This window comes from Nocardioides sp. 616, assembly GCF_002930065.1.
In the GTDB taxonomy this organism is placed as follows: Bacteria; Actinomycetota; Actinomycetes; order Propionibacteriales; family Nocardioidaceae; genus Nocardioides; species Nocardioides houyundeii.
The window spans coordinates 60,364-78,044 of the sequence record NZ_POAG01000001.1 but is presented as its reverse complement, the minus strand read 5'-3'; the positions used below and the strand labels follow the sequence as shown (position 1 = coordinate 78,044).

At 70.8% G+C, this 17,681-nt stretch carries 19 protein-coding genes; 6 read left to right on the top strand and 13 right to left on the bottom strand.

Going from position 1 to position 17,681, the window contains the following annotated elements:
• Positions 1-120 precede the first annotated feature (120 nt).
• Positions 121-996 (top strand): AraC family transcriptional regulator, encoded by an 876-nt coding sequence (locus tag C5H89_RS00385; protein WP_104105125.1) that lies wholly within the window; start codon positions 121-123, stop codon positions 994-996.
• 30 nt (positions 997-1,026) lie between these two features.
• Here the strand turns inward: C5H89_RS00385 and C5H89_RS00380 are convergent, their stop codons facing one another.
• From C5H89_RS00380 to dnaB, 7 genes are all read right to left on the bottom strand, one after another.
• Positions 1,027-1,671 (bottom strand): superoxide dismutase family protein, encoded by a 645-nt coding sequence (locus tag C5H89_RS00380; protein ID WP_240181616.1) that lies wholly within the window; start codon positions 1,669-1,671, stop codon positions 1,027-1,029.
• A gap of 472 nt (positions 1,672-2,143) precedes the next feature.
• Positions 2,144-2,788 (bottom strand): NAD(P)-binding domain-containing protein, encoded by a 645-nt coding sequence (locus tag C5H89_RS00370; RefSeq protein ID WP_104105123.1) that lies wholly within the window; start codon positions 2,786-2,788, stop codon positions 2,144-2,146.
• A 67-nt stretch (positions 2,789-2,855) separates the two neighbouring features.
• Complete coding sequence (locus C5H89_RS00365) at positions 2,856-3,140, bottom strand: DUF4287 domain-containing protein (protein ID WP_104105176.1); 285 nt, start codon at positions 3,138-3,140, stop codon at positions 2,856-2,858.
• Between the two features lie 80 nt (positions 3,141-3,220).
• Positions 3,221-3,952, bottom strand: a complete 732-nt coding sequence (locus C5H89_RS00360) for a DinB family protein (RefSeq protein ID WP_104105122.1) — start codon at positions 3,950-3,952, stop codon at positions 3,221-3,223.
• A gap of 123 nt (positions 3,953-4,075) precedes the next feature.
• Positions 4,076-4,522 (bottom strand): hypothetical protein, encoded by a 447-nt coding sequence (locus tag C5H89_RS00355; RefSeq protein WP_205304780.1) that lies wholly within the window; start codon positions 4,520-4,522, stop codon positions 4,076-4,078.
• 57 nt (positions 4,523-4,579) lie between these two features.
• The gene (locus C5H89_RS00350; protein ID WP_162799122.1) at positions 4,580-5,101 is read right to left on the bottom strand and encodes a GNAT family N-acetyltransferase; all 522 of its coding nucleotides are present in this window, start codon (positions 5,099-5,101) and stop codon (positions 4,580-4,582) included.
• A gap of 118 nt (positions 5,102-5,219) precedes the next feature.
• Positions 5,220-6,650: a replicative DNA helicase gene (gene dnaB / locus C5H89_RS00345; protein ID WP_104105120.1), complete on the bottom strand. Its 1,431-nt coding sequence runs from the start codon at positions 6,648-6,650 to the stop codon at positions 5,220-5,222.
• A 456-nt stretch (positions 6,651-7,106) separates the two neighbouring features.
• Between dnaB and C5H89_RS00340 the strand changes: the two genes are divergently transcribed.
• Positions 7,107-8,438, top strand: a complete 1,332-nt coding sequence (locus tag C5H89_RS00340) for an MATE family efflux transporter (RefSeq protein WP_104105119.1) — start codon at positions 7,107-7,109, stop codon at positions 8,436-8,438.
• 142 nt (positions 8,439-8,580) lie between these two features.
• Here C5H89_RS00340 and rplI read toward each other — a convergent pair whose 3' ends face one another.
• The 4 genes from rplI to rpsF form a co-directional block, all read right to left on the bottom strand.
• Positions 8,581-9,027 (bottom strand): 50S ribosomal protein L9, encoded by a 447-nt coding sequence (gene rplI / locus C5H89_RS00335; RefSeq protein ID WP_101525916.1) that lies wholly within the window; start codon positions 9,025-9,027, stop codon positions 8,581-8,583.
• A 14-nt stretch (positions 9,028-9,041) separates the two neighbouring features.
• Complete coding sequence (rpsR, locus tag C5H89_RS00330) at positions 9,042-9,278, bottom strand: 30S ribosomal protein S18 (RefSeq protein ID WP_101525917.1); 237 nt, start codon at positions 9,276-9,278, stop codon at positions 9,042-9,044.
• Positions 9,279-9,346: 68 nt separating this feature from the next.
• Entirely contained in the window at positions 9,347-9,922 is a 576-nt protein-coding gene (locus C5H89_RS00325; protein ID WP_104105118.1) for a single-stranded DNA-binding protein, read from the bottom strand.
• 101 nt (positions 9,923-10,023) lie between these two features.
• Positions 10,024-10,314 (bottom strand): 30S ribosomal protein S6, encoded by a 291-nt coding sequence (rpsF, locus tag C5H89_RS00320; RefSeq protein ID WP_104105175.1) that lies wholly within the window; start codon positions 10,312-10,314, stop codon positions 10,024-10,026.
• Between the two features lie 226 nt (positions 10,315-10,540).
• On the opposite strand from rpsF, the gene C5H89_RS00315 reads away from it, so the two are divergent.
• Positions 10,541-11,458, top strand: coding sequence for a serine/threonine-protein kinase (locus C5H89_RS00315; RefSeq protein WP_162799121.1), 918 nt, complete (start codon positions 10,541-10,543; stop codon positions 11,456-11,458).
• 48 nt (positions 11,459-11,506) lie between these two features.
• Positions 11,507-12,313, top strand: coding sequence for a deoxyribonuclease IV (locus C5H89_RS00310; protein WP_104105116.1), 807 nt, complete (start codon positions 11,507-11,509; stop codon positions 12,311-12,313).
• A 13-nt stretch (positions 12,314-12,326) separates the two neighbouring features.
• Here C5H89_RS00310 and phoA read toward each other — a convergent pair whose 3' ends face one another.
• Complete coding sequence (phoA, locus tag C5H89_RS00305; protein ID WP_104105115.1) at positions 12,327-13,799, bottom strand: alkaline phosphatase; 1,473 nt, start codon at positions 13,797-13,799, stop codon at positions 12,327-12,329.
• Between the two features lie 194 nt (positions 13,800-13,993).
• Here phoA and C5H89_RS00300 point away from each other — a divergent pair, with 194 nt between their 5' ends.
• Together C5H89_RS00300 and C5H89_RS00295 are read left to right on the top strand one after the other, a co-directional pair.
• The gene (locus tag C5H89_RS00300; RefSeq protein WP_275887087.1) at positions 13,994-15,175 is read left to right on the top strand and encodes a peptidoglycan bridge formation glycyltransferase FemA/FemB family protein; all 1,182 of its coding nucleotides are present in this window, start codon (positions 13,994-13,996) and stop codon (positions 15,173-15,175) included.
• Complete coding sequence (locus C5H89_RS00295) at positions 15,172-16,233, top strand: alanine racemase (RefSeq protein WP_104105114.1); 1,062 nt, start codon at positions 15,172-15,174, stop codon at positions 16,231-16,233. Before C5H89_RS00300 ends, C5H89_RS00295 begins: the two co-directional genes overlap by 4 nt.
• Here C5H89_RS00295 and C5H89_RS00290 read toward each other — a convergent pair.
• Complete coding sequence (locus C5H89_RS00290; RefSeq protein ID WP_104105113.1) at positions 16,194-17,681, bottom strand: glycosyltransferase 87 family protein; 1,488 nt, start codon at positions 17,679-17,681, stop codon at positions 16,194-16,196. The two genes, C5H89_RS00295 and C5H89_RS00290, sit on opposite strands and share 40 nt — an antisense overlap.

Here is a 17,681-nt window from a genome sequence, read left to right as displayed (position 1 = left end):
AGCGTAGTCCAGGGCACGACCGCCGGAACGCCCCGAGGGTGACCGCATCGGCCCGGAAAGATCGGGCGCGGAGGGCGCCGCGTCCCTCAGGCTGGGGAGCACAAGGAGGGACTTCCACAGATGATCGCCGCTCTGAACCACGCCGTCGATGAGATCGAGTCGCACCTGGCGGCCGACCCGTCCGCCTCGGTGGACGTCGCCGGCCTCGCCACCCGACTCGGCACCACCGAGCACCACCTGCGCCGCATGTTCGCCTCCCTGGCTGCCATGCCGCTCTCGGAGTACGTGCGTCGGCGGCGGATGTCGCTGGCCGCCGCCGACCTCACGGGTCCGGACGAGGACCTGCTGACGGTCGCGGTCCGGTACGGCTACGGCTCGACGGAGGCGTTCGGGCGGGCGTTCCGTGCGGTGCACGGTGCCAGCCCTGGCGACGTACGGCGTTCCGGAGGTCCGCTACGCACACAACCACGGATCAGGTTCCACCTGACCGTCGAAGGGAGCATCCCCATGGACACCCGCATCACCCAGCTGCCCACCCTCCGGCTCGTCGGCCACGCGACGCGCGTGCCGTTGACCCACCAGGGCGTCAACCCGCACATCGCCGAGCACGTCGCTGCCATCCCGGCGGAGGAGACGAGGCGGCTCAAGGAGCTCAACGACACCGAGCCCACCGGGGTGCTGGCCGTCAGCGACGACCTCGACCCCGACCGCGCCGAGGGCAGCGAGCTCACCTACCTGCACGGCGTGGCGACGACCGGCACCCCGCCCGACGGGCTGGACGTCATCGACGTGCCTGCCGGCACCTGGGCCGTCTTCCGCACCGAGGGGCCGCATCCGCAGGCGCTGCAGGACGCGTGGGCGGCGACGGCCACGACGTGGTTCCCGTCCCAGCCGTGGCGCCTGCGTCCCGGGCCCGAGATCGTCGCGATGCTGGCCTTCGATGCCGACGCCGGGACGGCGACCTGCGAGCTCTGGCTGCCGGTGGAGCCGCAGTAGCCGCCGTCCCGAGCGCTTTGCACCGAGGCGTCAGTCGATGACCCCGCACGCGACGCGGGTGCCGGCGTCGCCGGTGGCGAGGGTCGTCGCGTCCGGCCCCGGCACCCCACCGGAGGTGTAGCGGTCGGGGATGTTGGCGAAGTTGTCGCGCCCGCTGTGCACCATCACCGCGGAGCCGTCGTCGTCGCGCAGCTCGTCGAGGGTGAACCGGTCGGTCACGAAGCTGCTCCACGCGCGACCGTCGTCGATCACCAGCAGCGGGGGCAGGTCACCGGAGTGGTCGCCGTGCTCGGGGCTGTCGCCGGCGTAGTGGCCGCCGGCGGTGGTGAAGGGGCCGTCCGGGGCGTCGGCCTCGCAGAGTCCGGTGCCGTGGACGTGGAACCCGTGGAAGCCCGGGGTGAGCCCCTGGGCCATGACGTCGACCTGCACGTGTCCGTGCTTCTCGCGCAGCGTCGCCCAGCCGATCCGGGCACCGTCGACGCCGCGGAGCGCGACCCGCTCGACCCCGCCGCGGTGGTGGTGGCCGTGGCCCGGGTGACCCCAGCCGGGGCTGCCGCTGTGCTTGCTGTCGTCGCTGCCGCCGTGCTTCCCGTGCGACCGGCTGTCGTCGCCGCTGGCGGTGCCGCTGGCCGCGGCGGTCCCGCCGACGAGGACCAGCGCTGCCGCACTTGCCAAGGTGAGCCTGAGTGCCGTGGAGCCTTCCCGCATCTTCCTCACACCTTCCCGGTGGTCTGGTCTGATCGGACCTTCTCCACGGTGGCCCCTCCGGCCCGGAGGCGCAACGGCCGGATCGCGCCCCGCACCGCACGGCCCGGTCCGGTCCGTGAGCGAGGATCGCTGTCTCGGTGTGAGAGCGGCCAGGTCGTGTCCTGGGCGGCGGATCACCCGTTCCCACTGCCGTGCTGGGGGCCCGCAGCGTGGCCACCAGGTCATCAACAGCCGCTTGGTGCCCGTGCGGCCAATTCGGCTGCGGAAGCAGGTCGTCGATCAGGTAGAACCCGCCCGGCTTGACCAGGGCGAGCACCCGGTCCAGATGGGTGAACTTGCCGGGCCACGTGTCCGCGAAGACGAGGTCGAAAGCCTCGGCGCTGGCGGCCACCAATCACCTCGAAGCCCAGCTCCGCCGTTCGCTACGTGCGGCCCTTCTCTAGACGGAGCCGCGCTTGGCCTGCGCGAGCAGCTCGGTGAGACCCGCGGCGTCGACCTCCGCGCCGTACGCCGGCTGGTCACGGTCGAAGCGCCAGCCCTCGGAGAGCGGGCCGACGTCGACCACGTCGTAGCCGATCTCGTCCGTGAGCGCGGTGACCGTCGCCTTCGCCGCGGCGTCGTCACCGGCCATCGGCAGGGCACGACGACCGGCGGTGCCGGCGGGCACGCCCTTGGTGGCGAGGTGGCCGGCCTGGATGGCGTTGAAGAGCTTCACCACCTGCGACTGCGGCAGGTGGGCGGCGAGGATCTCGCTCGGCGTGGTCTCGCCGGCGTCGATCTCGGCGACGTGGCCGTCGCGCTCGAAGTAGTAGTTGTTGGTGTCGATGACGACCTTGCCGGCCAGTGGCGCGACCGGCACCTGGTCGACGGCCAGGAACGGCACCGACACGACGACGACCTCCCCGGCCTGGGCCGCCTCCTCGGCGGTGGCGGCGCGGGCGCGCTCACCGATCTCCGACACGGGGTCAGCGAGTGTCTCGGGCCCGCGCGAGTTGCTGACGACGACGTCATGACCCTGGGCCGCGAAGAGCCTGGCCAGAGTGCCGCCGATGTTGCCGCTGCCGATGAAGCCGATGGTGGTCATGGAGGGCGAACGGCCTACGCCGCCGTCTTGTTCCGCCTCGGGTCTGACCGTGGGGGCGACACGGGCGCTACCTGGTCGCCTGGCCGTCCAGCCACAAGGTCTCGGACTCGTCGCGGTGAGATCCGGTGGAGCCGACGTGCTTGGCGTCGATCGTGGGGCCCTTCTTGATGACGTGGACCAGCGCCATGCCATGACCGCGTCCGAGACCGTAGTCAGACTTCAACCAGTCGAGGATGACGTCCGCCTTCACCGCCGGATCGTCGTACCCGCGGCTCGTCGCAATGTTCAGGAGCTGGCGGGGAGTGAGCCCCGTCTTGTTCTCGATGGCGTCGAGGTAGGCCTGGAAGGACATGGTGCCCCCTTCTGTCGAGCGAGTGCGGGAGATGAACCTCGGGATGCTGGCCAACATGGAACGGATGCGCGGGGTAGGGCTCAACGCACCAGTGCGAGATCCCGTCGGGTGTAGCGCAGGTGCGCCCACTCCTCCTCCAGGATCACCCGAACGCAGTCCCCCACGCTGGGGCGCCAGTGAGCATCGCCCCACGGGTCCTGGCGTCCCTCCGCGAGCAGCTCGGGCGTGACCGCGGCCAGGAAGTCGGTCACCTGCTGCTGCCGCTCGGCTCGCACCGCGAGGATCTCCTCGTACGTCGGCGGCTCGACGCGGAAGATCGAGGTGTCGAAGCCCATCTCAGCGGCCCCGGTGAAGATCTGCCCGATCTCGTGGAACGGCTGCTGGGTCCCCAAGATGCCGCGGCCGAGCCAGGCGTCGGTCGCCAGGATGAGGTGCCGCAGGGTCTGGGCCAGGGACCACTCGCCCTCAACGTGGGCGTCCACCAGGTCCGGTCGGGTGCCCGCAACCGTCGTCCGCCACGCGGACTGCACAGCGGACCAACACTCGCGCAGACCTTCGGGCGTCTGCGCTCGCTGCAGCTCGCGGCCGGGGAACTGCCGGTTGAGCTCGGCTTCCACGAGCGGCACCACGTCCACCCCGTTGACGAAGAGGCTGCCGAAGAAGAGGTCGTGGCTGTCGATGTCGAGTCCGTCCACATCGACGCCGCGCATCGTCACCCCGCTGACGTCGGAGAAGCGCACGGTGGCGCCCTTGAAGCTCGCCTGGACAAAGGCCGCGCCCTCGAACTCCTTGGTGCTCGAGTAGGTCGTCATCACGTGGTCACCGCAAACCCATCGCCGGAGAGTCCTGGGACAACAGGATTGCGAGGCGCGCGGGGCGCGTCAACGGCTGACAGCGACTTCGCGCCTCAGCGCTCAGCACTTAGCGCGCAGCGCTCAGGCAGGCTTGCGCCAGACCGAGACGTGGCTCTCGCTGGCGTCGGTGAAGGGGCGGCCGTTCCATTCGGCAACGCGGCGCTCGAGCTCCATGCCGGCCAGCTGCGCCATGAGATCGCGGTAGCGGTGCGAGGTGCCCTGCTGAGTGGTCAGGTCGAGGGTGTCGAAGCCGGCGTGAGTACGTCCGACGTGGAAGGGCACGGCCTCCTGGCCGGGCGGGAGACGCCGCAGCGGTGGCACCGACAGCTCGATCACGAACCGCCCGCCCGGAGCGAGGTGCCGCGCGGCGTTGCGGAAGCAGGCGACCTGCTCGGCCTGGGTGCGGAGGCTCCCGATGCTGTTCCACACCAGGTAGACCAGGGAGAACTGGCCCGGCACGGTGGCGGTCGCCATGTCGCCGACCACGGTGGGGATGTCGGAGCGCTTGGCGTGCAGCTTGTCCCCCATCGGCGTCGCCCAGATTCATCATGTTCACGAGGCCAGCCTCATCGGGCGGATGTTCGCTCAGTAGTCGAGGCGGAACAAGATCCCCGTCCCACCGCTGAACTCGACCCCGCAGATCCGCGGACCGCGGGCGTGCTCTACGAAGCCGTACTTCGTGTGCAGCGCGATCGAGGCACGATTCTCGGCGTTGACGAAGTACCACGCCGTCTCGGACCGCTCCTCGATCATGTCCAGTCGGGCGGAAGTCAGTTGCATACCCAGCCCGCGTCGGCGTGCCGCGGGATTCACCACGACGCCGGTCAGATGCCAACCAGTCACCCCCAAGCCGTCACCCTCATGGACGTCAAGAAAGGTTGCGCTGGCGTACCCCTGGACCTGCTGGTCGTGCTCGGCCACCAGCGTCAGACGCCGATCATCCGCAAGCCAGGACGACACCGTGGCGACGGCCCCCTCGAGAGGTACGCCTTCCCGCACGGCGTGGAGACTGGCGACGCGCCTCACGTCGCTCTCAGCGAGACAACGGACTGTTGCTTGCAAGGCCGGCGCGCCCGTGGACGGGCCGAAGGGAGCGAACTCAGGCACCGGCTCACGGTAAGGGATCACAGACAACCAGGCAGATGCGGTAAACGCCACAGCTGCTTCTGTTGGCGCGTCCGGTGCCTCGTCGCCACGCCGTCTCGACACCTGGCGATGTGCTCGATCAGTGCGCCATGTCCACGAAGCGCGAGTAGTGACCCTGGAAGGCCACTGTGATGTCCCGGGTGGGGCCGTTGCGGTGCTTGGCGATGATCAGGTCGGCCTCGCCGGGGCGGGTCGACTCCTTCTCGTAGACGTCCTCGCGGTGCAGCAGGATCACCATGTCGGCGTCCTGCTCCAGCGAGCCCGACTCACGCAGGTCGCTCATCATCGGCTTCTTGTCGCCACGCTGCTCGGGACCACGGTTGAGCTGCGAGAGGGCGATGATCGGGACCTCGAGCTCCTTGGCCAGCAGCTTGATCTGGCGGGAAAACTCCGAGACCTCGAGCTGGCGGGACTCGACCTTCTTGCCCGAGCTCATCAGCTGCATGTAGTCGATGACGATCAGGCGCAGGTCGTGCTTCTGCTTCAGCCGCCGGGCCTTGGCCCGGATCTCCATCATCGTCATGTTGGGCGAGTCGTCGATGTACATCGGCGCGGCGGAGACCTCGCCCATCTTCTTGGCGAGCTTGTCCCAGTCGTCTTCCTGCATGTTGCCGTTGCGGATGTGGTTCAGCGCGATCTTGGCCTCCGCGGAGAGCAGGCGCATCACGATCTCCGAGCGCGTCATCTCCAGGCTGAAGAAGACCGAGGCCATGTTGTTGTGGATCGAGGCCGCCCGGCAGAAGTCCAGGGCCAGCGTCGACTTACCCATGGCGGGTCGCGCCGCGACGATGATCATCTGACCCGAGTGCAGACCGTTGGTCAGCTCGTCCAGGTCCGCGAAGCCGGTGGGCACGCCGTAGAGGCCGGCCTCCCGGTTGCTGATCGCCTCGATCTCGTCCAGGACGCCGTTCATGATGTCGCTCAGCGGCGCGTAGTCCTCCGCGGCCCGCTTGTCGGTGACCTTGTAGACCTCGGCCTGGGCCTGGTCGACCACGTCGTCGACCTGGCCCTCGCCGGCGTACCCGATCTGCACGATCTTGGTGCCGGCCTCGACCAGGCGGCGCAGGATCGCCTTCTCCCGGACGATCTCGCCGTAGTACGAGGCGTTGGCCGCGATCGGCACGTTGGCCGAGAGGGTGTGCAGGTACGGCGCCCCACCGACGCGCTGGAGCTCGCCGCGGCGCTGCAGCTCGGCCGAGACGGTGACCGGGTCGGCGGGCTCGCCGCGACCGAACAGGTCGATGATCGCGTCGTGGATCAGCTCGTGCGCCGGCCGGTAGAAGTCGATGCCCCGGACCACCTCGGAGACGTCGGCGATCGCGTCCTTGGAGATCAGCATCGAGCCGAGCACGCTCTGCTCGGCGGCGTTGTCCTGGGGCGGCGTCCGGTCGTTGGCCGAGCGCGGCGCCTCCCCCGGGGCGTACGCCGCGGGGCCGTCACCCCAGGCGTTGTAGTCCTCCTCGTACGACGGCTCCGACGGCGCCTGGGAGTGCTGCTCGGCGACGCTCATGGAACCTCCAGGGAGAAGCAGGTCGATGACCGGGACCCGGTGCTCAGGAGGCTATGAGTGACCACCCACATTCCTGCGACCCGCGAAACGTACGCGCTGTGGGAGCGCAAAGACAGCGCCTTATCCACAGGCCCTGTGCATAACTAGGCCCAGCCAGTGCACGAACCCCCAGCATCTGTGCACCGACTGGGGGTCCACCTGTGCATAACTTGGGCACAACCAATGTCACACCCGCTCTGACCTGCACAAATGGGGTCCCAAGCCTGTGGATAGAAACTTTGCCCAAAGTCTCTTGTCCCCAAGGTTCGGTATGTGAGAGTGGCCGGTTTCTTTGTCGACAAGCGTCTGCGCCACGCCGAACGGCTGTGCTATCCCACGGATGTCCACAGGCTGGCTCCCAGACCTGAGGGCACCGCACGGGTCAGTGCCGGCGACCTGCTCCCTAGACTCGCGCACGTGCAGAAGGCCGATCGGGAGATCCTCCGCCTCGCGGTTCCGGCGTTCTTCGCCCTGGTCGCCGAGCCGCTCTTCCTGCTCGCCGACTCCGCCTTCGTCGGCCACCTCGGCACCGCGGAGCTCGCCGGTCTCGGCATCGCCGCGGTGGTGCTGCAGACGGTGGTAGGGCTCTGCGTCTTCCTGGCCTACGGGACCACCGCGGGGGTGGCCCGGCACCTCGGCGCCGGCGACCTGCGGGCCGCCCTGGCCCAAGGCATCGACGGCCTCTGGCTGGCCGTCCTCATCGGCACCGTGGCCACGGTGGCCGGGGTGGCGCTGACCGGACCGCTGGTGGCGGCGTTCGGGACCGGTCCCGAGGTCAGCGAGCACGCCCGGGACTATCTGCGCATCGCCTTCCTCGGCGTCACCCCGCTGCTGGTCATGCTGGCCACCACCGGCGTGCTCCGCGGCCTCCAGGACACCCGGACACCGCTGGTGGTCGCGGTGGTCGGCAACGGGGTCAACATCGCGGCCAACGCGGTCCTGGTCTTCGGGTTCGGCCCGGTCCCCGCGTTGGGGATCGCCGGCTCGGCCATCGGCTCCGTCATCGCCCAGGTCGGCTCGGCCGCGGCCCTGACGTTCGTGGTGGTCCGCGCCGCGCGTGCCCAGGGCGCGCCGCTGACCCCGGACCGGGCGGGCATCCTCGGCGCCGCCCACGCGGCCATCGGGCTGGTGATCCGGACCCTGGCGCTGCGCGCCTCGCTGCTGGTCGGCACGTACGCCGTCGCTGCCGGCGCATCCGAGAGCGGGGTGGAGGTCGCGGCCCACCAGGTGGCCTTCACGGTGTGGACCTTCCTGGCCTTCGCCCTGGACGCCATCGCCATCGCCGCCCAGGCGCTGACCGGGCGCTCGCTGGGCGCCGGTGACCTCCCGGGCACCCGGGCCCTGACCCGGCGCATGGTGTGGTGGGGCGTCTGGTCGGGACTGGTCACCGCCGTCGCACTGGCGGCCGTGGCGCCGGTGCTCGGTCACCTGTTCACCGGTGACGCGGCCGTCCGGGACCTGCTGGTCCCGGTGCTGCTGGTCGCCGCCGCGGGGCAGCCCGTGGCCGGCGTGGTCTTCGTGCTGGACGGGGTGCTGATCGGCGCCGGGGACGGCAACTACCTGGCGCTGGCCAGCGTGGTCACCCTGGCGGCGTACCTGCCCGCCGCGCTGCTCGGCGCGCACCTGGGAGGCACCGTGGGCGTCTGGTGCGCCTTCGTGCTGGTCTTCCTGGGCAGCCGTGCGGTGGTGCTCCTGCACCGGGCGGCCGGCACCCGGTGGATGGTGACCGGCGCACAGGGACGCTCCTAGCTCGCCAAGCTCCGCAAAGGGGTCGCCGAGGGCCGCCCGGCGTGAGGGAGGGCAGCACCAGTCCCGGAGATGCGGAACGGCCCGCCTGCACCCTCGCGGGGCAGACGGGCCGTGCTGCGTGTGGTGCGGGTGAAGCCGTGCGTCAGGCGGGGATCACGTTGAGCGTCACCTTGGCGGTGACCTCGTCGTGCAGCTTGACGGACACCTCGTGGGTGCCCAGCGCCTTGATCGGGTTGCCGAGCACAAGCGTGCGCTTGTCCACGGTCTCGCCCGACGCGGCGCTCAGCGCCTCGGCGATGTCGGCAGCGGTGACCGCTCCGAAGAGACGACCGCCCTCACCGGAGCGCACCTTGAGCGCGACCGGGTTGCCCTGGAGCTTGTTCTTGATCTCGACCGCGTGGTCGTTGTCGCGCACCGCGCGCGAGGCACGGGCGGACTTGATCGACTCGATGGTCTTCTCGCCGCCACGGGTCCAGCGGATCGCCTCGCCACGGGGCACGAGGTAGTTACGGCCGTAGCCGTCCTTGACCTCGACCACGTCGCCGGGAGCGCCGAGGCCGGTCACTTCCTGGGTCAGGATGAGCTTCATGTGTCCAGCTCCTTTCAGCGACCGGTGGAGGTGTAGGGCAGCAGGGCGACCTCGCGGGCGTTCTTGACCGCCATGGCGACGTCGCGCTGGTGCTGCACGCAGTTGCCGGTCACGCGACGCGCACGAATCTTGCCGCGGTCGGAGATGAACTTGCGAAGGAGCGTGGTGTCCTTGTAATCGACACCAGTCGCCTTCTCCTTGCAGAACTGGCAAACCTTCTTTTTGGGCTTGCGAATCACTGCCTTGGCCATTGTGGTGCTTCCTTTCTAGAAGCCCGGCCGATCAGGGCCGGAATGGTTGAGGGTGTATTCGGACTGGATCAGAACGGGGGCTCGTCGGAGCCCACGCCGGGGGCGCCCCACGGGTCAGGCTGTCCGCCACCCTGGCCGCCGCCCTGAGGAGCACCGCCGCCGTAACCGCCGCCACCCTGTACGGGCTGCGACGGAGCCGGAGTGCTCCACGGGTCGTTGGCCGGAGCGGAGTTACCGCCACCGCCACCGCCACCGAAGTTGCCGCCGCCGCCACCCTGACGGGTGGTGCGGGTGACCTTCGCGGTGGCGTACTTCAAGGACGGGCCGATCTCCTCGACCTCGATCTCGAAGACGGTGCGCTTCTCGCCCTCACGGGTTTCGTACTGACGGGACTTGAGCCGTCCCTGCACCACGACACGCATCCCCTTCTGGAGCGTCTCGGCGACGTTCTCCGCCGCCTGGCGCCAGATAGAGCAGGAGAGGAACAGCGCGTCGCCGTCCTTCCACTCGTTGGAGTTCTTGTCGAAGGTCCGCGGCGTGGACGCGATCCGGAAGTTCGCCACGGGTGCACCCGAGGGGGTGAAGCGCAGCTCCGGGTCGTCGACCATGTTGCCGACCACGGTGATGACGGTCTCGCCTGCCATGTCAGGACTCCCTCATTGATCCATCTTGTGATGTGTTGCGAATGTCTGCCGAGGACATCGTCGCCGATGCCACCGACAAGGTCGTGGACTTCTCCACAACCTCAGCGCTTGCCGGGCTTGATGACCTTCGTGCGCAGGATGGACTCGTTGAGGGTGAGCTGACGGTCGAACTCCTTGACCGTGGCGGGCTCGGCCGACAGCGAGATGACGGCGTAGATGCCCTCAGCGTTCTTCTTGACCTCGTAGGCAAGGCGACGACGTCCCCAGACGTCGACGTTGTCCACGGTGCCACCGTCGGTACGGATGACGTTGAGGTACTTGTCGAGCGACGGCTCGATGGTGCGCTCTTCAAGGCTGGGGTCGAGGATGACCATTACTTCGTACTTACGCAAAGCGGTCTCCACCTCCTCTGGACTCGGGCGGCCACGGACTTTCCGTGGCAGGAGGGCTTGCGTGCGCGGCGTGCGGATCGCCCCGAGGGACGGCCTGCGGCCGCGGCTCCCTGGCGAAACTCCTACTGAGGAGCCCACACAGAGAACAACGGGACGTTACCAGCGCTGCCGCCCACCCTGTGAATCGTTGTCCGTGCCTGCACCGCACCTCGCTAGCGTGGCGTCGGTGCCCGCACCCCCAGCCGCCGCGTGCCTCGCCGGGCGCTACGTGCTGCTGGACCAGATCGGCGCCGGCGGCATGGGCTCGGTGTGGCGGGCCCGGGACCTGCGCTCGGGCCAGCTGGTCGCCGTCAAGGTGCTCGGCCAGCACAGCGGCGCGCTGCTGGCCCGGTTCCTGCGCGAGCAGGGCATCCGGCTGCGCCACCCCCACGTGCTGGCGCCCACCGGCTGGGCCGCCGAGGACGACGTGGTGCTGCTGACCATGGACCTGGTCCGCGGCGGCTCGGTGCAGACGCTGCTCGCCGAGCACGGGCCGCTGCCGGAGGGCTGCGTGGCGACGATCCTGGCCCAGACGCTGCGCGCCCTGTCCGCGGTGCATGCCGCCGGGCTGGTGCACCGCGACGTCAAGCCGGCCAACCTGCTGCTGGAGGCTACCGCCGACGGCAGCCTGCACGTCCGGCTCGCCGACTTCGGGGTCGCGGTGAGGCTGACGGGCGAGCGGCTCACCACCTCACCGGCCGCCATCGGCACCGAGGGCTACATGTCGCCGGACCAGGCCCGGGGCGCCGCTCCGGAGCCCCGCCAGGACCTGTACGCCGTGGGGGTGCTCGGCGTGCACCTGCTCACCGGGCGCCGGCCCCGCGCCGAGGTGCCGCTGCCCCCGGGTCGGCTGCGACCGCTGCTGGAGCGGCTGCTGGCCGACGACCCCGAGGCGCGTCCGGCCAGTGCGGAGCAGGCGCTGGCCCTGCTGGGTCGTCTCGACGTGCCGCCGGAGCCGGGGGTGTGGGTCCGCGACCGGCTGGGCCCCGCCCCCGACGAGCGGCCCGGGCGCCGTCCGCTGCCCTGGGGACCGCTCGCGGTGATGGCGACCTCGCTGGTGGTGACCGGGGGCTGCGTGGCCGCGATCGTCCGGATGCTCGGCTGACGCACGGCACGCCGCCGCTTGTCGGCGACTCTTCCTAGACTGCTCGTCATGAGTCCGGCCAGCACCCTGTCCATCGGCGCCCACGTCGACCAGACCGACCCGATCGCCGAGGCCCAGGCCCGCGGGATGGGGCTGGTGCAGTTCTTCCTGGGCGACCCGCAGGGCTACAAGGGCCCCGAGGTCCGGTACGCCGGAGGTGCGGCCGCGCTGCGTGCCGACGCCGAGGCCGCCGGCATCGACCTCTACGTCCACGCGCCGTACATCATCAACGTCGCCACGACGAACAACCGGATCCGGATCCCCAGCCGCAAGCTGCTCAAGCAGCACATGGACGCGGCCGCAGAGATCGGCGCCAAGGGCCTGATCGTGCACGGCGGTCACGTCAACAAGGCCGACGACCCCGCGGTCGGCTTCGAGAACTGGCGCAAGGCGGTCGAGGCCACCGACCTCAAGGTGCCGCTGCTGATCGAGAACACCGCCGGGGGCGAGAACGCGATGACCCGCTACCTGGAGCGGATCTCGGGCGTCTTCGCCGCGATCGAGTCCACCGAGGGGGCCGACATGGTCGGCTTCTGCCTCGACACCTGCCACGCCCATGCCGGCGGCAACGCGCTGGAGACCGTGGTGGCCGACGTCCTGGCCATCACCGGCCGGATCGACCTGGTGCACTGCAACGACAGCCGCGACGAGTTCGACTCCGGCGCCGACCGGCACGCCAACATCGGCGCCGGGCGGATCGACCCCGACCTGCTGGCCGCCGTGGTCCGCGAGGCCGGGGCCCCGGTGGTGCTGGAGACACCGGGCGGCGCCGACGAGCACGTCGCCGACGCCGCCTCGCTGCGCTCGCGGCTCTGACCCGCGACGGGGTCTAGCGGTTGGCGCGGGTCCAGGCCGCCATGGCGTCACGCATGGTGAAGAACAGGTCGGTCTGGTCGATGAGGCCCACGACGTTGGCCGCACCGGGCCCGTAGCCGGCGACCCGGACCTGGGACCCGGTGTGCTGCATGCCGCCAGCCGTGGCCGAGGTGCCGTAGGCGACGACCATCTCGGCGCCGTCCACGGTGCGCACCCGAGCGTCGAGGCCGGGCGTGCCGCCGTCGACGATCAGCGAGGTGTGCGCGTGGTCGGCGGTGACGATCACCAGGGTGTTCTTGTCCGCGCGGGCGAACTCGAGCGCCTTCGTCACCGCCTCGTCGAGCTGCTGGGTCTCCCCGATCTGGCCGCACAGGTCGGCCGCGTGGTCCTTCTTGTCGATCGAGGCCGACTCCACCTGGAGGAAGAAGCCGCTCTTCCTGCCCGTCCTGCTCTTCGACAGCAGCTCGATGGCCTTGCCGGTCATCTCCCGCAGCGAGGGCACCTGGGCCGACGTCGGCTCCGGCTGGCAGGTGGCGGCGGGGAGGTCCGCGCCGCCCTTGGTCGCCACCAGGGGCGCGAACCGCACCGGCAGGTTGCCCGGGGAGAAGAGGCCGAGCACCGGCCTCTCCTGGTCGGCGCGGTTCAGCGAAGCCAGGCCCGCCTTGTCGGTGAGGTACTGAAAGCCGCGCTCCCGCGCCTGGTCCGCGAGGGTCTTGCCCGACCACCGGCCGCCCTTGGCCACCTCGGCGAAGGTGGCGGAGCCGCCTCCGAAGGTCAGGTCGGGGCGGGTGTCGAGCAGCTGCTCGCTGATCGAGCCCAGCCCGCCGTTCTCCTTCGCGTTCTCCGGGCAGCTCGCGGTCGTGGCCACCGGTCCGTAGCAGCGGCGCAGGCTGACGTGCGAGACCTGGACCGCCGGGGTGGCGTCCTGGATCTCGGAGGTGCTGACGTTGCCGGTGGCCCGGCCGCTCTTCTTGGCGAGCTGCAGGACGGTCTGCTGCGGCGTGCCGTTGCGGTCCACGCTGACCGCGTTGTCGTAGGTCTTGGTCCCGGTGGCCCAGGCGGTGCCGGTCGCGGCCGAGTCGGGGGTGTAGTCGGGGAGTCCGGTCTCCCGCTCGACGCTGTAGTGGGTCATCTGCCCGGTGAGCGGGAGGGCGTCGATGCCGGGGAAGAACCCGCCGGCACCCTTGAGGTAGTTGCGGGCCACGGTGATCTCGGAGTCGCCCATGCCGTCGCCGATGACCAGGATGACGTTCTTGGCGGCGGAGCCCTTGACGGCGTCCGCGATCAGCTGGGTCTGGTCCCGGGTGATCCGGCGGGCACCTCCGTGCTGGTCGACCGGGCCGGCCGCGGCCCGCTCGATCAGCGGCGAGGCCGAGGCGCGCCGGGGGTGGTTGTGGGCATCGGCGCCGGTGGCGACCAGCGCCACCGGGAGCGAGAGTGCCGCGGCGCCCAGTGCGAGGTTGCGCAGGGTGGAGTGGGACGACATGGTGTGGCCCTTCTGTCAGGTCGCTGGCGGGGCCGGGAGGACACCCGCCTCAGCGACGGCGCCGGAGGGCGCTGACCTCGAGCCAACCGAGCGCCGGTGGCCCTGGCACCCCCAGCGCGGTGGCCATCGGGTGAACGCTCGGTGACCTGTTGCCGTGTGCAGGGTGCGGGACCGGTCGCGGGTAGCCTCGGGTCGTGCCCACCGAGACGACAGACCTGACGTTGCGCCTCATCAGCCCCGGTCAGCACCTGGGCTTCCTCCGCACCCAACGGTCCGCCTCGTTCCTCCAGACCCCGGCCTGGGGCCGGGTGAAGGCGGAGTGGCGGCACGAGTCCGTGGGTTGGTTTCACGGGGAACGGCTGGTCGGCGCGGCCCTGGTGCTCTACCGCCAGCTGCCCAAGGTCAAGCGCTACCTGGCCTACCTGCCCGAGGGGCCGGTCATCGACTGGGACGGCTGCTGCCAGGAGGGCACCGGCACGCTCGGTGCCTGGCTGGCACCGCTGACCGCGCACCTGCGCCAGTCCGGCGCGTTCGGCGTACGGATGGGCCCGCCCGTGGTCACCCGCCGCTGGTCCGCGGCCCAGATCAAGGACGGCATCGCCGATCCCGCCGTACGCCGGCTCGACGACGTGGCGCCGCTGGAGCGCAACCAGACCGGCGCCTGCATCGTCTCCCAGCTGCACGAGCTGGGCTGGCGTCCCCAGGCCGTCGAGGGCGGCTTCGCGGCCGGTCAGCCGCAGTACAACTTCCACCTCCCGCTGGTCGACGCCGACGGCAAGCCGCGGTCGGAGGCCGACCTGCTCGCCGGGATGAACCAGCAGTGGCGGCGCAACATCAAGAAGGCCGACAAGTCCGGGGTCGAGGTCACCGCCGTCACCGGCTCGGCCCAGGAGCTGGCCGAGGACCTGGCCGCCTTCCACGACCTCTACGTGCACACCGCGGCGCGCGACCACTTCACGCCGCGCCCGCTGGCCTACTTCCAGACGATGTTCGACGCCCTCTCCGCCGAGGAGCCCGACCGCATCGTGCTGCACCTGGCCCGGCACGAGGGCGACCTGGTGGCCGCCACCATCTCGATCCGGGTGGGCGCCCACGCCTGGTACTCCTACGGCGCGTCCTCGACCGAGAAGCGCGAGGTCCGGGGCTCGAACGCCGTGCAGTGGGCGATGATCCGCGGTGCGCTCGCCGCCGGCGCCGAGGTCTACGACATGCGCGGCATCACCGACACCCTCGACGGCGACGACCCCCACGTCGGTCTCGTCCAGTTCAAGGTCGGCACCGGCGGCCAGGCCGTCGAGTACGCCGGCGAGTGGGACCTTCCGCTCAACCGGGTCCTCTACAAGGCGTTCGACGTCTACATGAGCAGGCGCGGATGAGCCTGACCCTGACCGTCGACGGCGAGCGTTGGCGTACCCACCTGCGAGCGCTGACCGAGCGCACCCCCGGGCTGGTCCCGGTCGCCAAGGGCAACGGCTACGGCTTCGGGCTGGGCCGGTTGGCCCGGAAGACCCAGTGGCTCCGCGACCAGGGGCTGGGCGCCGACACCCTCGCGGTCGGCACCTACCACGAGCTCGCCGAGGTGGCCTCGCGCTTCACCGGCGACCTGCTGGTCCTGACGCCGTGGCGGCCCTTCGGGGCGGCGCTCGACGTCGACCCCGCCCTGGCGGGCCGGGTCATCCACACCGTCAGCCGACCCGAGGACCTGGCAGCGCTGCTGACCCGCGACCCGGGGGCGCGCTACGTCCTGGAGCTGGTCACCTCGATGCTGCGGCACGGCATGACGCCCCGTGGGCTGCGCAGCCTCGGCGGTCTCACCGATCGCGGGCGGCTCGAGGGCGTGGCCCTGCACCTGCCCCTGGCCCAGGGCTCGCACCTGAGCCAGGTCCAGCGGCTGCTCACCGACGTGGTGGCCGCCGGGCTGCCCACCCGCACCATCTGGGTCAGCCACCTCACCCCCGAGGAGCTGGAACGGCTCCGGGCGTCGTACGCCGACTTCGAGATCCGGCCGCGGATCGGCACCGACCTGTGGCTCGGCGACCGCCAGGCGCTGACGGTGACCGCGACCGTGCTCGACGTGCACGCGGTGGAGCGCGGCGACGTGTTCGGCTACCGCTCGCGGACCGCCCCCAAGTCCGGGCACCTGCTGGTGGTCAGCGGCGGCACCGCCCACGGCATCGGCCTGGAGGCGCCGACCGGCGACCAGTCGTTGAAGTCGCGGGCCGCGACCTTGGCCCGAGGCGGTCTCGACGCGGTCGGCTTCGTGCGCTCGCCGTACTCGATCGACGGCAAGCAGCGGCTCTTCGCCGAGCCGCCGCACATGCAGGCATCGATGCTCTTCCTGCCGTCCGGGGCCAGGGTGCCCGCGGTGGGCGACGAGATCGAGGTGCGGGTGCGCTACACCGCCACCACGTTCGACCGCGTCGTCGTGGCCTGAGGCTCGCCGGAGTCGGGGAGGTCCGGCAGGTCCCAGGGCTCCCGGTCCACCGGGTCGTGCTCGGGCCGCAGCACGTCGCGCACCACGAGCACCACCAGGTAGAGCTCGGCGAGCATCCGCAGTCCGATGGCGATCCAGTAGAAGACCACCGGGCCGCCGTCACCGGGAGCGAGGAAGTCCCCGAGGTACCACCACACCGAGGCGAAGTAGAGCAGCTCGCCGGCCTGCCAGATCAGCAGGTCGCGCCACCGGGGGCGGGCCATCACCGCGAGCGGGAGCAGCCACAGCACGTACTGCGGTGAGTAGACCTTGTTGATGAGCAGGAAGCCGGCCACCACCAGGAAGCCCAGCTGCGCCAGCCGGGGAGCCTGCGGGGCCTTGAGACCGATCACCAGCACGGCCAGGCACCACACCAGCAGGAACAGCCAGGAGAACTGGTTGATGGTGTCGGCGGTGAAGAAGTGGTCCACCCGCTCGCTGACCCCGGTGGTCGGGTTGAGCTGGGTGTCGGCCAGCGGCCCCTGCTGCAGGAACAGCCACACCGAGCCGAGGTCGGCGGTCCGCTCGGAGTTGAAGCTCCAGAAGCGCTTCCACTCCTCGGGGCCGGTCAGCAGCGCCGGGACGTTGGCCACCACCCAGGCCAGCACCGCACCGCTGGTCGTGGCGACCAGCTGGGCCCAGCGTCGGCGCCGCAGGCAGAGCACGAAGATGCCGCCGAGCAGCAGCAGCGGGAACAGCTTCACCGCCGTGCCCAGCCCGATCATCACCCCGGTGAGCACCGGGCGCTCCCGGGCCCAGGCCCACAGTGCACCGGCGACGAAGACCACGGCCAGCAGGTCCCAGTTCACCAGGCCGGTCAGGGCCAGGGCCGGGGCGAGCGCGAAGCCCGCCGCGTCCCAGGGCCGGCGACGGTTGACCCCGGCCAGCAGCGCGGTGGACAGCAGCGCCACCAGGGCCAGCCCGATCGCGTTGACGGCGACGTAGAACGTGCCCTCCGCGACCCGGTCGCGGCCGGGATCGTCGAGGTCCGGTGAGCCGCTCAGCCAGTGGGTGACGTACGCGGTGCCCCAGGCCCAGTAGGAGATGCCCACCGGGTACTCCATCACCTCGTACTGGGCGCGGACCTCGGCGTCGTCGGTGTAGGGCCAGGCCAGGTCCGCCAGGCCGCGACCCTGGTAGAGGTAGGGCATGTCGGAGTAGCACATGTGGGAGAAGCGCTCGGTGTTGTCCTGCCAGTCCGACTCCACGCAGGAGACCTTCGTGACCATCCCGAGGGCGAAGGTGACGGCGGTGAGCAGCAGCAGCACCCGGACCGGGGTCCACCACCAGTGCCGGCCGGCACGCGAGCCCATCGGACCGCCGACCACCTCGGACAGGGCCGCGACCGTGCCGTCGTCCAAGGTCGGATGCACCTGCTCCTCCCGCTCCACCTGCTCCCCCCGCAGCAT